Below are 13,125 nucleotides of genomic sequence, written 5' to 3' on the forward strand. Positions count from 1 at the left end.
GCGTGCAGGAGTGTGGGTGCCGGTGCGTGCCTGAGGACTCACCGTGGGCTTATCGCCAAGCGGGCCGGTAGATGCTGTCATGTTCCTAGGTCGGCCGCCCGCGGCAGATCCGCGGAGTCCGCGGCGACCTATGCATGGGGAGGGAGCTAGAAGCATGCGCAAACTCGCGAGTGGGGTGGGGATCGCGGCGCTGTTGCTGCTCGGCACACAATTCTCGGGCGCGGCGAACGCCCAGGAACCGCCTTTGTGCGGTCCACCTGGCGAAGAGGTACCGGCCACCATCGTCGGGGCGGGCACCATCTTCGGTACCAGCGGCGACGACGTGATCGTGGCCAGCAGCGGCAACGACATCGTGTTCGCCGGCGACGGCAACGACATCGTCTGCGGCGAAGGCGGCAACGACACGATCGATGGCGGCCAAGGCAACGACGTGCTCATCGGCGACGCGCTCGACAGCGATCCGACCGCGCCGTCGAACGGCGCGAACAACGACACCCTCAACGGCGGCCAAGGCGACGACCTCCTCGCCGGTCTCGGCGGCAACGACACCCTCAACGGCGGACAAGGTGCCGACCAACTCATCGGGTTCGGCGGCGTGGACACCATCAACGGCGGCCCGGGCGACGACACTGCGTTCGGCGGTCCGCTCAACGACGCGATCACCGGCGGCCCGGACAACGACACCCTCTTCGGGAACTTCGGCAGCGACACGATCACCGGCGGCCCCGGCAACGACTTCATCGACGGCGACAACCCGAACCCCGGCCCACCGCCCTTCCCACCCGGCGGCAACGACGACGTCTGCAGCGGCGGCCCCGGGGTCAACGTCGTACAGAACTGCGAGACCACATCCTGACCCAGCGCATCGGCCGAACGGTGGAGGGCGGTCGGCTCGCCCGGCCGTCCTCTCACCCGTGCGGATCGATCCCGCACAACATGCCAACGAGGCTGACGACGACCGTCTCGCCTTCTTCCAGCGCATCGCGCCGCGCCTCCGCGTGCTCCACTTTGAACCAGCAGCACGCGGTCATCACCGGGGAGGGCGAGGCTCGGTCCATAGGCGGCCGGTCTCCGGCGAGCGGACGAACTGTTCCCCACGGATCAGCCTTCAACGGCGATGGGATTCGCTGAGGTCGCCGACCGCCACCTCAGGTGCTGGTGGACTACCTGCGCGAGCTGGAGGCGTCGATGGACGGCGGGCGCGCCGGACTAGGGCGTGCTCCGTCGCGCCATTTCGCAATGGCGACCATTCGGCGACCGCCTTCGAACTCGCCGACCAAGCAGGTCCACTCTCCGGAGCCGAAGCTGATCGGGTGGGAGGCGAGCTGGATCGGCGTGCACCACGGCGGCCGTGGGGCACAAGGTCGGCGGCGCGGACTGCTCACGGGCTCGACGACCCCTACGGCGGAGGCCGTGGAGGCCGCGAGTCAATGCCGCTCGACGGATGATCGACCAGCGATTCCGGGAGCACGAAACCCCGCGGGCTGCTGTAGGGCGCGGTGTCCCGATCGGAGACCCCGGATCGAACCCGGAGCTCCTCGCCCGCCAGGCTCTTCGGGGTCTTGCCGACCGAAGATCGGCAGACCGGTGGTCCGCGCGCCCGCATCGCGACAGGGGCATGCCGTAGTTCACTGGAGTGAGATATATCTGCGTTCATTTTCCGGGAGCCGAGGGTGACGGCTGAGTTCGTGGTCGACGAGGCGGTCGGGCCTTCGTGCGTCGAAGTGCTGACCGAGGTCTTGCCGCTGCGCGTCGACGTCCACCACACCGAGCGCAGGGTCTGGTTCGACACGCATGACTGGCGGCTGTTCCGGGCGGGGCTGCTGCTCGAGCACCACGTGCGGAAGCGCGAGTCGTGGCTCGTGCTGAGCGACGTCGAAGGGCAGCGGATCTCCCGGCAGCCGACCGGCCGTACAGCGGTCACCGCGGACTCCCTTCCGGACGGTGTGGCGCGAGACCGCGTCCTCGAACTGATCGGTGTGCGGGCGCTGTTGCCGCGCGTAGTCGCGAGCGGTCCTGTTCAGGTGCTCTCGGTGCTCGGCCCCGAGGAGAAGACCGTCGCCCGGATCGTCGTCGAAGGTCCCACAACAGTCCGGGACGGCGCGCCCGTCGGCCTGCGGGCCAGGATCGAGTCTCTCCGCGGCTACGACAAGGACGCGGTCAAGGTATGGCGGACGCTGGACGCCATCCCGGGGTTCGGGCCGGCCAAGGAGCCGCTCTTCGAGTCGGTCTTCCGGGCCGCCGGTCTCCAGCCGCGCAGCTTCCGGTCGAAGCCCGACCTGGAGTTCACCCGGCGGATCCCGGCCACCCAGGCGTTCGCCGGCACGCTCACGCAACTACGAGAGATCGTCCTCGACAACGTCGAGGGAACGCTTCGCCAACTGGACACCGAGTTCCTCCACGATCTGCGGGTCACGGTGCGCCGTACCCGAGCCGTGCTGAAATTCGCGCACGGAACGATCGACGAGGACATCCGGGCGAGGTACGCCGTCGAGCTCAAGTGGCTCGGCGACCAGACCTCGTTGAGCCGTGATCTCGACGTGTACGTCCTCGGCTTCGACGACCTGGTCAGCCACGTCAAGGCATCCAGCGAGCTCGAACCGTTCCGCGAGCAGCTCACGCGACACTGCACGAGAGCGCACGCCGCACTCAATCGCGCACTGCGGTCCGAACGATTCGCGGCGCTGCTCGACGGATGGCACCGTGAGCTGACGGTCCCGGGGCCTATCGAGCGCCCGGTGATCGAGGTCGCCGACGAGCTGCTGAGCCGCGCCTGGAAACGAGTCGCCAAGCGCGGCGACGCCATCACCGACACCTCTCCGGCAGAAGCCGTGCACGACCTCCGCAAGCGCTGCAAGGAGCTGCGGTACCTGCTCGAGTTCTTCGGCAGCTTGTACGGCGCCGACGCCCGGAGCGAGGCCGTGAGCGAGCTCAAGCTCTTGCAGGACGTCCTCGGCGAGTTCCAGGACGCCGAGGCCCAACGCATCAGCGTCCACCAGTACGCCGTCGAACTCGCCAAGGCCGGGACGCCCCCGGCGACGCTGATGGCGATGGGTCGCCTCGAATACCACCTGCAGCTTCGTCAGGACGCCGCTCGTGCCGAGGTGGCGGACCGCTGGCATCGGTTCAACCGGAAACACAACCAGCGTCTCTACGCCAGGATGGTGACCAGCCGATGAGGATCATCGCGTCGTACAGCATCAAGGGCGGTGTCGGGAAAACGACCGCGGCGGCGAACGTGGCCTGGCTGGCCGCCGAGAGCGGACACCGGGTCCTGTTGTGGGACCTGGATCCGCAGGGCGGTGCGACGTACCTGTTCCGGATCCGGCCCAAGGTCAAGGGCGGCGGCGAGGCGCTCGTCTCCGGCAAGCGTGACCTCCGCGACGCCGTCAAGGCGAGTGACTTCGACAACCTCGACCTGCTGCCGTCCGACTTCTCCTACCGCAACCTCGACCTGCTGCTGGACGCGCAGAGGAGGCCGACCCGCCGCCTCGGCCGGCTCCTCGACAGCATGGCCGACGAGTACGACGTCGTCGTACTCGACTGTGCGCCGAGCGTGTCGCTCGTGTCCGAGGGCATCGTGCGCGCCGCGGACCTGGTCCTCGCTCCGCTGGTGCCTGCTCCCCTGTCGGTGCGCACACTCGACCAGCTGCGGTCGTTCATCGACGAGGCCAAGGGGCCCGCGCCGGACCTGCTCGCGTTCCTGTCGATGGTCGACCGCCGTCGCCGGCTGCACCGCGACCTGTCCGAGCAACTCCCGAAGGAACACGAAGACGTCGCGGACACCGTGATCCCGATGGCCTCGGTGGTCGAGCAGATGGGCGTACGCCGCGCCCCCGTGGTTGCCTGGGCCCGCACCTCCCCGGCATCGGTCGCCTACCGCAGCCTGTGGGACGAAGCCCGGGTACATGCGAAGGTATGAGCCCCCATTGAAGTCGAGCACGGTCCATCGCGACGCGGCCTCTGGACCGGGACTTCCCACGCGAATCTACGCCCGCAGACGTGGGCAAGAACGTCGCGCCCCTTGCGCAGTCGTATGAACTGAATGCTTGTGTTGGTCACGCGCCTCGTGGCCGGACCGCTTCTCATCGTTATTGGTAACGATGGTCCCCGGAGATGAAGACAGCGGAGCGTGTTGCAGCCACTCCGGGCCGTCTTCCCGCATCGCCGCGATAGCTACCGACCTCAGGCCTGGATCTGGGAGTGTGCATGGCCGTTGGCCGCGTCTCGTCGAGCACTACGATCGAGGCATGGGCGACCGCGCGGTAGCGATCCTCAAGACGCACGACATGGTGGAGACGATCCGGTGGTATGTCGCCGCTGGCTTCGACGTGCGTGACCGCTTTCCCGATGACAATCCCACCTGGTGCGAGGTCGCCCGCGACGGCGTTGTCTTCCAGTTCCTCTCCGGGGATACGCCGTGGCTCGGCGCACCGACGCTCACAGGTTGCCTCTACCTCTACCCGCCGAATGTGGCCGCGGTGGCCGAGGAGCTCAAGGGCAAGATCGACCTCCCCTTTGGCGTCGAGGAGCGGGAATGGGGACGGCGCGAGCTCGTCGTGCAAGACCCGAACGGCTACTACCTCACGTTCGCCGAGGACCTCTAGAGACTCGCGTCAATGGAGGCGAGCTGAAGCGGAGGAAGTGCGCGGCCGCCAGGCGAGTTCGATCGTGCGGGTCGCGGCCGCTCGAGAGTGCCTTCGCTCACGCTCCGGGGCAGCGAGTGCGCGAACGGGCTCGGGGTGTAGTACTCACCGGCGTCCTCGGCCTCGAGGCTAGCCTGCGATGACACGCCGACCAGCGGACTCCCGACAGGGTGTACTGATCTTCGTCGCGACCGATCTGAAGTCCGTCCAGCACTCCCGCGGCCTGCTCGGCAACCTCGACAACACGGTGTCCTCGATCGCGCGGCTGCTCGGCGTCAGCCGCGCCACCATCTACAAGCACGTCCCCGAGCTTTACAAGTACGTCCCCGAGCTGAGCTCACCCGCGCTGACCGCCGCCGCAGCTCCCCTCGAGCTACCGGCGGCCGAAGACGCTCGCGGCACGGCGGGCCAGCCGCCGCCGATGCCGACGCCGGGTTGTAGTCGGCCTATGCGGTGAACTTCTCATGCGCGGCCATCGCCGCGCCGACGATGCCGGCGTTGTTGAGCAGCTGAGCCGGCTTCACCGGGGTGGACATCTCGAGCAGCGGCACCCACTTGTCGGCGTGCTTGCTGACCCCACCGCCGACCACGAACAGGTCAGGGGTGAACAGGCTCTCCACATGCCGAAGGTAGCGCTGCACCCGCTTGGCCCACTGCTTGTACGACAGACCCTCGCTGTCCTTCGCCGCCGAGGAAGCCTTCTTCTCCGCGTCGTATCCATCCAACTCGAGATGACCAAGCTCGGTGTTGGGCACGAGCTGGCCGTCGAGGAGCAGCGCGCTGCCGATACCGGTGCCGAAGGTGAGCACGATGACCACGCCGTCGACGCCCTTGGCCGCGCCGAACCGGGCCTCGGCGATACCGGCCGCGTCAGCATCGTTGAGCACAGTCACGTCGCAGTGAGTGATGTCGGTAAAGACCTTCTCGACATCGGTCCCGATCCAACTCTTGTCGACGTTCGCGGCGGTCCTGGCCACCCCGTTCTTGATCACGGCCGGGAACGTCGCACCCAGCTCACCGGCCCACCCGGCCTCCTTCACCAACCGGGCCACAACCGCGGCCACAGGCTCCGGAGTGGACGGGTTAGGCGTCAGGTACTTCACCCGCTCCGCCGCCAGCTCGCCCTTCTCCAGGTCAACGACAGCGCCCTTGATCCCGCTGCCGCCGATATCGACCCCGAAAGCGGTCGACGTCCTCATCCTGGGCACCTGATCTCTCCCCTCGCCGCCTTCAACCTACCGTCCAGACCTTGGTAGCCGGGAGCGGCTCCAGCAGCCCCGGCCCGCTGTTCTTCACATTGTTCACGGCCCTGGACACCGCGTACACGTCGAGGCTGCCGCCGACCGGCGGCGCCACCAGCGCCCGGAGCTGGTCGACATCGTGGTTGCGGGATCGAGCCACTCCGCCCACGACTCAGGCACGATCGCCATCGGCATACGGTCGTGAACCCGACCGACGCTGTCCGTCGAGGTAGTGGTGATGATCGTGTACGTCGGTACGACCCGGTCCGGGTCGTCGGGAAGCGACTCGTCGTACCAGACCTCATCCAGGCCCGGCCAAAGCCAGAGTCGACCCCATCCGTGGACCGCAGCGCGAACGGCTGCTTCAGCTCCGTGCCCGGTTTGCCAACCTGATCGGTCTCCAGCCACTCGCCGAACACGTCGACCGGGACCAGCGCCCGCTGGAACTTGAACGAGCGACGGTATGCCGGCTTTCTCGTGGACCGTCTCCGCGCGGGCGTTGATCATCCTCGGGACTACCTTGAGGCCGCCCGGATCGTACGGGCCGTCGAGGTGCCGGTCACGGTGGACGCGGAGGCCGGCTACGGCATAGAGCCGACTGACCTGGTGGCGGCGCTGCGGACCATGGGCGCCGCGGGCTGCACTGCGCCCCGGACACGCGCGCCACTCGACAGGGGACGCACTGCGTAGCGTGTACTCGAGCAACGCGGACTTCCCGATGCCGGCCCCGCCGCGCATCACCAGGAACCTGGTTCTGGCCAGATCGCACGTTGTCCAGGAGCCGATCCACGAACCGGCACTCGGCGTGCCGACCCAGCAACCCGTACCGAGGCTGTTTGGCAGGACGCTGCAGCGCCCGTTCACCCCTGCCAATCCACCCAATCAATGACTAGTTGCAGCCATCCAGCGCCGACCGCGTCAGCGGCCGGGGGTGATCAGGCCTGTTTCGTAGGCTAGGACGACCGCCTGCACTCTGCTGCGGAGGTCGAGCTTGGCCAGGATGTGGTTCACGTGCGTCTTCACCGTCGCCTCGCTGACCACGAGGGTGGCTGCGATCTCGTCGTTCGACCTGCCGCGCGCGATCTCCGTGAGGACGTGAACCTCCCGCGGTGTCAGCACCGCCAGCGCTGTCGGCACGCCCTGCACAGGCGGCGGCCTGCTGATGTGCTCCTCGATCAGTCGCCTGGTGATTCCAGGCGCGAGCAACGCCTCCCCCGCGGCCACCGTGCGGATTCCGGCGGCGAGAACGTCGGGCGGCGTCGCCTTCAGCAGGAACCCGGCCGCGCCGGCCCGGAGCGCGTCGTAGACATACTCGTCCAGGTCGTAGGTGGTCAGTATCAGGATCTTGGTCCGGCAGCCGAGCCGGGTCATTTCGCGCGTTGCGCCGATGCCGTCCAGCACGGGCATCCGGATGTCCATCAGGACGACGTCCGCGTCGGTACGCCGTACGGCGTTGATCGCTTGCCTCCCGTCAGCAACCTCCGCCACCACGCTGAAGCCACGGGTCTGCAGCACCAGCGCCAGCCCCGATCGCACCAGGTCCTGGTCATCGGCGATCACGACGCTGTTCATCGGGCATCCGGCGCGAGCGGCAGGCTGGCGGTCAGGACGAAACGTCCGTCGTCGGTCACACCATGCGTGAGTCGGCCGTCGAACACAGCGATGCGTTCGGCCATTCCGAGGAGTCCGAGCCCGCCGCCGTCCGACAGACCGGAGGTGCGGTTCTCGATGCCGATCAGCAGCACCGTCGGCGAACGGGTGAGACGGACCGATGCCATCCGGTCGGTCGCGTACCGGAGTGCGTTGGTCAGCGCCTCCTGCACGATCCGGTACGCCGAGATGTCGATACCGGACGGCAAAGTATCCAGCTGCCCTTCGACGGCGAGATCCACGCGCAGGCCGCTGCGCCGGAACCGGTCCACCAGATCTGGTAGGTGGTCGAGTCCCAGGTCGGGAGCAAGCCCGAGCTCGTCGTCGGTGTCGCGGATCAGCCGCAGCAACCTGCCCGTCTCGCCGAGAGCCTCGCGTCCCGCGGTCATCACCTCGTCGATCGCCGCCTCCGCACCGTCCGCATCCTGCCGTACCAGGTCGCGAGCGGCAGCGGCCTGCACCACCATCGCGCTCACAGAGTGGGCGATGACATCGTGCAACTCGCGCGCGATCCGGGTCCGCTCGGCGGTGATCGCCTCCTGCCGAACGATCTCCTGGTGCCTGACGAGCAGCGCGGCCTGCTCGGCCAGCCTCGCGTTGCGGTCGTCCAGGGAGCGCATCAACAGACCGAACGCGTACGGCGGCAGCACGATGGCCAGGACGAACACCAGGTCGGAGACATCCAGCGGTCGATCGAGCCGGAGGTAGCCCCAGAGCAGGGCCGCGAGGAACAGCCCGATCGGCACCAAGGCGCGCACACCACGGAGCCGCCGGGCGACGGTGAAGGTCGCCAGCGCGAGGATGAAGATGGGCGCCGCCGCATCGTCGACGCGACCCACCACCGGGGCGATGAGCACGAGGCCCGCGAGCGTACAGGCGGCCAGCGGAAACCGCCGGCGCAGCACCAGCAACGCACAGGCGATCCAATCGACGGCCAGCGCCGCGCCTGTGCCCGGGAGATCGAGGGCCAAGAGCTCGACGGTGGCGACGACGCCCAGTACGGCCGGCACTGCGGCGTCGCGCAAGACCGGCGGAAATCCCCACCTCACGCTTCGATGCTAGATCGGTCCGCCGCTCGGCGGGTCAATCCCAGGTTGGAGAACAGGCCAATCCCGAAGCCGACGCAGAGAACGCCGTACCGGACCTACGGTCGACGCGAACGATCCGATCCGGGGAGGCAGAGATGGACCACGAACATCGGCTGATCAGGAAGGTGGCCTGGGTGCCGGTTGGCGTCGCGGCCGTACTGGCGCCGCTGCACGCGCTGGCGCGCTTCGCGACGACGGACGGACACGAAGACCTGGACAGCGGCATCGTCCGGAGCTGGGCCGATCCCGCCGCACGCGCACTGCGGCCGCTGCTGGATTGGGCGGACGCCGACACGGTCTACCGCACGTATGGCAAGGGATGGCCGGTCCTCATCGCAGCCACCATCGTCAGTGCGGTACTGGTCCGAAAGAGCCGGCTTCCGGGACGCCTCGAGCGCTGGGGCTGGCGGTTGACCCTGCCCGGCCTGACCCTGATGGCCCTCGGAGTGTTCGGGTTCTTCTGGATCGGGCTCGATATCGCCTACGTCGCGGCCGGCATGCCCGGGTTCCTGCTCGCGGTGGTCGGCTCACTGCTGCTCGGCATCGCCTTGCTTCGCGACGGTTTCCGGCCCTGGCTTGTTCCGGCGCTGCTGCTCAGCTGGTTGCCGCTCGACATCGCGTTGAGTGGTGTGCTGTCCGCGGGAGCCGGCACGGTTCCCATGATGGCCGCCTGGGCGCTGGCCGTCCGGACGGTACGCCGTGGCGCATCGCGTCCGAATCTTCGGCACATCGAAGGCACCTCATTGCTCTAGGCAATGACGTACGCCGGAGCGCGGGAACGCGTTGTCCACAAGGATCAGGCACCCCAGGGTGAGGTGTGACGTCCTGCAGAGCTGTCACATCGCGGGACGGTGCGCGGACATAGTGATGAGTCAACCGGCACGCGGCCGGCTGTCCATCGCACGGAAGAGAACAGATCCATGAGAATTCCCCTGACCAACCGCGCTCGCCGTCCCAGACGGCGCGGGCGCACCCTGGCGTTTCTGCTGACCGCCGCGGCGCTGGGCCTGGCGAGCTTCAACCCGGCGCAGAGCGCTGCCCGCGAACAGCGTGGGGCGAAGCCGACCATCGTGCTGGTGCACGGCTCGTGGGCCGACGCCTCGAGCTGGAACCGCGTCACCGAGCGACTGCAGGACGACGGGTACACGGTGCGCGCCATCCCCAACAACCTGCGCTCGGTAGCGGGCGACGCGGCGTCGGTGCGCGCCTTCCTGCAAACGGTGACCGGACCGGTGGTGCTGGTCGGCCACTCGTACGGCGGCTTCGTGATCACCAACGCGGCCACCGGGCTCACGAACGTCAAGGCCCTCGTCTACGTCAACGCCTTCGCACCCGACACCGGCGAAACCCCGTTCCAGCTCGTCGGGCCGGATTCGGCACTCGCGGCCGACCCGGCGACCGTCTTCGACCTCGTACCTCCCACGCTGCCGCCCTCCCCCACGACCGACGTCTACCTCAAGCGGTCGACCGTCTTCGCCTCGTTCGCGACCGGACTGAGTTCCCACGACAAGGACCTCGTCTTCGCGACCCAGCGACCGGGCGCACTGGGAGCACTCAACGAGCCGTCCGCAACCCCGGCCTGGAAGACGATCCCGTCCTGGAGCGCGATCGGCGTCAAGGACCAGATCATTCCGGCCGGCGCACAGCGGGCCATGTCCAAGCGGGCCGGCGCGACCATCACCGAGTACGACGCCGGGCACCTCGGCCTGATGTCCGCCCCCGGCGTCGTCACCAGGGTGATCGAGCAGGCCGCGCGCAGCTGACCCGAGCCAGGCAGCTCCGATCGACAAGCCCGCGGTCGACGACAAGTGGATCACGTTCGTGCACCAGTCGCTGTACTACCCGGTGAGGGACGCCGCGCAGGACACCGACAGCTACCGCGAGTTCGCCGACGGACCGTTCCTGACCGCCAAGGGAATGGCCTGGTTCTGGGACGCCTACCTGCCTGACCACACCCGGCGCGGCGACGAGAACGACGTACTGCGCGACGAGGGCGAGGCGTACGCCCGCAAGTTGACCGAGGCCGGCGTCCGCACCACGAGCGTCCGCTACAACGGCACGATTCACGACTTCATGATGCTGAACCCGTTGGGTGAGTCCGCGGCCGTCACAGGTGCGATGGGGCAGGCGATCCACGTGCTCCGCAAGGCACTCGGCGTCAAGTAGGTCAGACCGCCAGGACCGGGCTCGCGGCGTCGATCAGGGTCGGGGTGAGTTGTCTGCGCGACGTGACGGCCAGCTTCGTGAACACCTTGCGGAGATGCCATTCCACGGTGTGATGACTGAGGAACAGCTGGCTGCCGATCTCCTGGTTCGTGAGCCCGCCGGCAGCCAGCTGGGCGATCTGCGCTTCTTGTGCGGTGAGGGTGTCACGCGTCTCCACCTGCCGCCTCCGCGCTGTCGCTCCGGTCGCGACGAGCTCTTGGCGGGCCCGTTCGGCGAACGCCTTCGCGCCCATGTCGCCCAGGCTGTCGTAGGCGACGCGCAGATGGAACCGGGCATCCTGGCGACGCTGCTCGCGGCGCAACCACTCGCCGTACACCAGGTGGGCACGGGCCAGGTGTACGGCGACACGCGTGCGGCCGAGCCGTTCGACCGCCTCTCGGTAGAGGGCCTCGGCGGCGGGGCCTTCGGCAAGTAGTGCCTTCGACCGGGCCAGGACGCCGAGGCCCCACTCGGTCCCGGCCGCGCCCGCGTGTTGCTCGAGCTGTTGCAGTGCCTCGGCCGCTGTCTTGTCGGCGTTGGTACGCGCCGCCGCCTCGACGAGCTCGGCCAAGGACCAGCCGAAGAATCCGAGATCCTCCTGCTCGCAGGCACGGCGAGCTGCGTCGAGAGCAGCGTCGTACCGCGAAAGACCGTTGTAGAGCACGGCGGTCACGCACTCGGCCAACGCGAGCGCGCGGCCTTCGCCACGCTCGGTCGCGTCCTTGACCCCGGCCTTGATCGTCTGCATGGCCTCGTCCTCCACACCACGCCAGGCGGCGAGCATCAGGCGGGAGTACCGCAGTGGCGCCCTGCCGGTTGCTGCGGCGAGGGCGTCGGACTCGGAGATGAGTGAAGCCGCCGCAGCGAACTCTCCCGCGTGCACGTGAACGCCGGCCCGGTACGACAATGCCACCGGGAGGACGCCGAGGGCTCCGAGCCTTCGACCGAACTCGACCGCGCGGGTGGACAGGTCATGCCAGGCCTCGTCATCCCAGAGCTCGGGCGCGACCGGTTCGGGCGCGGCCGGGCAGGCCAGCCACATCCAGTGCTCGAGCCTGGCGGCACCGTGAGTGCCGTCCTCGCGGAGGGCGTGCAGAGCCTTCCGCAGTGGTTCTACGGCGGTGGCATACCCCTCGGTGAATCGCGTGGCGACCCCGTCCAGGAGGAGGTCCATCGGACCGGCCGGCGCAAGGGCCGGACGAGCCACGCGCGCTGCCTCGGCCACTTTCACGACGTCGCCGAGCCGGCCGCCGAAGATGGCCGCATTGAGCGACTCCAGGTACGTCTCCCGCGCCAACGGGTCGCCCAAGTCCTCGAGCCGGTTGGCCGCATCGAGAAGCAGGTGTCCGGCATCGCCGCTGCGCTGGCGGGCGAAGACGATCTGGGCTCGCAGCCGCGCGAGGTGGGCGCTCTGGAGGTCGTCCAGCGGGCCGATCTCCGCGGCGGCGAGCAGCTCGTAGGCGGCGTCCGGTTCGCCGGCCCGGAACTTGGTGCCGGCGGCGGCCAGGGCTCGCCCGGCGCGCCGTACCGGATCCGGTGTCAGCTTGGCGGCTCGCTCCAGAAAGGCAGCGGCGGCGGCCAGACCACCGCGCGCCCGGGCCCGCTCGGCGGCGCTCTCCAGCTCCGCGGCCACCGCCTCGTCGAGCCCTACAGCAGCGTGGGAGCGGTGCCAGGCTCGCCGATCAGGATCCACTGCCGCGTCCGTGGCTTCGGCCAAGGCACCGTGCACACTGCGCCTGTCCGGCTGCGAGGCGTCCCGGTAGACGACCGAACGGATCAACGGATGCCGGAACCGTACTCGGGCACCGATGTCGATCAGGTCGGCGGACTCCGCCGGTGTGGCTGCGTCAGGCCCGATTCCCAGCCGCTCGGCAGCCCGCCAGAGCAGGGCGGCGTCACCGATCGGCTCGGCAGCGGCGGTCAGCATGAGCAGCCGAGACTCGGGCGGCAGCAACTGGAGGCGGCTCCGGAAGCCGTCCTCGATCCGGCGGGTCAGCGCACGCGCGTCCGGGGCGTCGGGGAGTCCGAAGCCACCCGCCAGCTGGCCGGTCGACAGAGTGCGGGGCAACTCCAGCAGCGCCAGCGGATTGCCTCGTGTCTCGGCCACGAACCGGTCCCTGACGCGCTCGTCCACGACACCCCTGAGGGCCAGGTCCAGCAGAGCGCGGGCATCGCTGAAGTCCAGACCCGTCACGACGAGTTCGGGCAGGCCGGACAGCTCATCGGCGGTGTTGGGGTCACGGACCGCGAAGATGAGCGCCACCCTCTCGGCCAGCAGCCGGCGGGCCACGAAGG

The 13,125-nt window shown here is 68.8% G+C and carries 13 protein-coding genes and 1 pseudogene; 8 read left to right on the forward strand and 6 right to left on the reverse strand.

Going from position 1 to position 13,125, the window contains the following annotated elements:
* Nucleotides 1-154: 154 nt before the first annotated feature.
* The 5 genes from ACZ6O0_RS02940 (at nucleotide 155) to ACZ6O0_RS02960 (ending at nucleotide 5,103) form a co-directional block, all read left to right on the forward strand.
* Nucleotides 155-856 (forward strand): calcium-binding protein, encoded by a 702-nt coding sequence (locus tag ACZ6O0_RS02940; RefSeq protein WP_465763107.1) that lies wholly within the window; start codon nucleotides 155-157, stop codon nucleotides 854-856.
* A gap of 817 nt (nucleotides 857-1,673) precedes the next feature.
* Nucleotides 1,674-3,179: a CHAD domain-containing protein gene (locus tag ACZ6O0_RS02945; protein WP_465763108.1), complete on the forward strand. Its 1,506-nt coding sequence runs from the start codon at nucleotides 1,674-1,676 to the stop codon at nucleotides 3,177-3,179.
* Nucleotides 3,176-3,922 (forward strand): ParA family protein, encoded by a 747-nt coding sequence (locus ACZ6O0_RS02950; RefSeq protein WP_465763109.1) that lies wholly within the window; start codon nucleotides 3,176-3,178, stop codon nucleotides 3,920-3,922. Before ACZ6O0_RS02945 ends, ACZ6O0_RS02950 begins: the two co-directional genes overlap by 4 nt.
* A gap of 328 nt (nucleotides 3,923-4,250) precedes the next feature.
* Entirely contained in the window at nucleotides 4,251-4,607 is a 357-nt protein-coding gene (locus ACZ6O0_RS02955; RefSeq protein ID WP_465763110.1) for a VOC family protein, read from the forward strand.
* Between the two features lie 178 nt (nucleotides 4,608-4,785).
* A complete protein-coding gene (locus tag ACZ6O0_RS02960) occupies nucleotides 4,786-5,103 on the forward strand; it encodes a hypothetical protein (protein WP_465763111.1) in 318 nt (105 codons plus the stop codon).
* On the opposite strand, the gene ppgK is transcribed toward ACZ6O0_RS02960, so the two are convergent.
* From ppgK to ACZ6O0_RS02985, 5 genes and pseudogenes are all read right to left on the reverse strand, one after another.
* Nucleotides 5,093-5,845 carry a polyphosphate--glucose phosphotransferase gene (gene ppgK / locus ACZ6O0_RS02965; RefSeq protein WP_465763112.1) on the reverse strand — a complete coding sequence of 251 codons (753 nt, stop codon included), beginning with the start codon at nucleotides 5,843-5,845 and terminating at the stop codon, nucleotides 5,093-5,095. The genes ACZ6O0_RS02960 and ppgK overlap by 11 nt on opposite strands.
* A gap of 31 nt (nucleotides 5,846-5,876) precedes the next feature.
* Nucleotides 5,877-6,047, reverse strand: coding sequence for a hypothetical protein (locus tag ACZ6O0_RS02970; protein WP_465764084.1), 171 nt, complete (start codon nucleotides 6,045-6,047; stop codon nucleotides 5,877-5,879).
* A 29-nt stretch (nucleotides 6,048-6,076) separates the two neighbouring features.
* Nucleotides 6,077-6,625 (reverse strand): annotated as a pseudogene (locus tag ACZ6O0_RS02975) (hypothetical protein); the annotation flags it as partial.
* Nucleotides 6,626-6,805: 180 nt separating this feature from the next.
* Nucleotides 6,806-7,459 (reverse strand): response regulator transcription factor, encoded by a 654-nt coding sequence (locus tag ACZ6O0_RS02980; protein ID WP_465763113.1) that lies wholly within the window; start codon nucleotides 7,457-7,459, stop codon nucleotides 6,806-6,808.
* Nucleotides 7,456-8,586 (reverse strand): sensor histidine kinase, encoded by a 1,131-nt coding sequence (locus tag ACZ6O0_RS02985; protein WP_465763114.1) that lies wholly within the window; start codon nucleotides 8,584-8,586, stop codon nucleotides 7,456-7,458. Before ACZ6O0_RS02985 ends, ACZ6O0_RS02980 begins: the two co-directional genes overlap by 4 nt.
* 134 nt (nucleotides 8,587-8,720) lie before the next feature.
* Here ACZ6O0_RS02985 and ACZ6O0_RS02990 point away from each other — a divergent pair, with 134 nt between their 5' ends.
* The 3 genes from ACZ6O0_RS02990 to ACZ6O0_RS03000 all read left to right on the forward strand — a co-directional run bounded on the left by ACZ6O0_RS02990 (nucleotide 8,721) and on the right by ACZ6O0_RS03000 (nucleotide 10,791).
* The gene (locus tag ACZ6O0_RS02990) at nucleotides 8,721-9,377 is read left to right on the forward strand and encodes a hypothetical protein (RefSeq protein WP_465763115.1); all 657 of its coding nucleotides are present in this window, start codon (nucleotides 8,721-8,723) and stop codon (nucleotides 9,375-9,377) included.
* Between the two features lie 168 nt (nucleotides 9,378-9,545).
* Entirely contained in the window at nucleotides 9,546-10,388 is an 843-nt protein-coding gene (locus tag ACZ6O0_RS02995; protein ID WP_465763116.1) for an alpha/beta fold hydrolase, read from the forward strand.
* 49 nt (nucleotides 10,389-10,437) lie between these two features.
* Nucleotides 10,438-10,791: an alpha/beta hydrolase fold domain-containing protein gene (locus tag ACZ6O0_RS03000; protein ID WP_465764057.1), complete on the forward strand. Its 354-nt coding sequence runs from the start codon at nucleotides 10,438-10,440 to the stop codon at nucleotides 10,789-10,791.
* Between the two features lies 1 nt (nucleotide 10,792).
* On the opposite strand, the gene ACZ6O0_RS03005 is transcribed toward ACZ6O0_RS03000, so the two are convergent.
* Nucleotides 10,793-13,120, reverse strand: a complete 2,328-nt coding sequence (locus ACZ6O0_RS03005; RefSeq protein ID WP_465763117.1) for a helix-turn-helix transcriptional regulator — start codon at nucleotides 13,118-13,120, stop codon at nucleotides 10,793-10,795.
* Nucleotides 13,121-13,125 lie beyond the last annotated feature (5 nt).

The organism is Kribbella sp. NPDC048837, assembly GCF_055586945.1.

Bases quoted from the DNA above. Each gene is read 5' to 3' on its own strand.
- ACZ6O0_RS02980 (WP_465763113.1), bottom strand. From the start codon at position 7,459: ATGAACAGCGTCGTGATCGCCGATGACCAGGACCTGGTGCGATCGGGG.
- ACZ6O0_RS02995 (WP_465763116.1), top strand. From the start codon at position 9,546: ATGAGAATTCCCCTGACCAACCGCGCTCGCCGTCCCAGACGGCGCGGG.
- ppgK (WP_465763112.1), bottom strand. From the start codon at position 5,845: ATGAGGACGTCGACCGCTTTCGGGGTCGATATCGGCGGCAGCGGGATC.
- ACZ6O0_RS02990 (WP_465763115.1), top strand. From the start codon at position 8,721: ATGGACCACGAACATCGGCTGATCAGGAAGGTGGCCTGGGTGCCGGTT.
- ACZ6O0_RS02940 (WP_465763107.1), top strand. From the start codon at position 155: ATGCGCAAACTCGCGAGTGGGGTGGGGATCGCGGCGCTGTTGCTGCTC.
- ACZ6O0_RS02950 (WP_465763109.1), top strand. From the start codon at position 3,176: ATGAGGATCATCGCGTCGTACAGCATCAAGGGCGGTGTCGGGAAAACG.
- ACZ6O0_RS02955 (WP_465763110.1), top strand. From the start codon at position 4,251: ATGGGCGACCGCGCGGTAGCGATCCTCAAGACGCACGACATGGTGGAG.
- ACZ6O0_RS02960 (WP_465763111.1), top strand. From the start codon at position 4,786: ATGACACGCCGACCAGCGGACTCCCGACAGGGTGTACTGATCTTCGTC.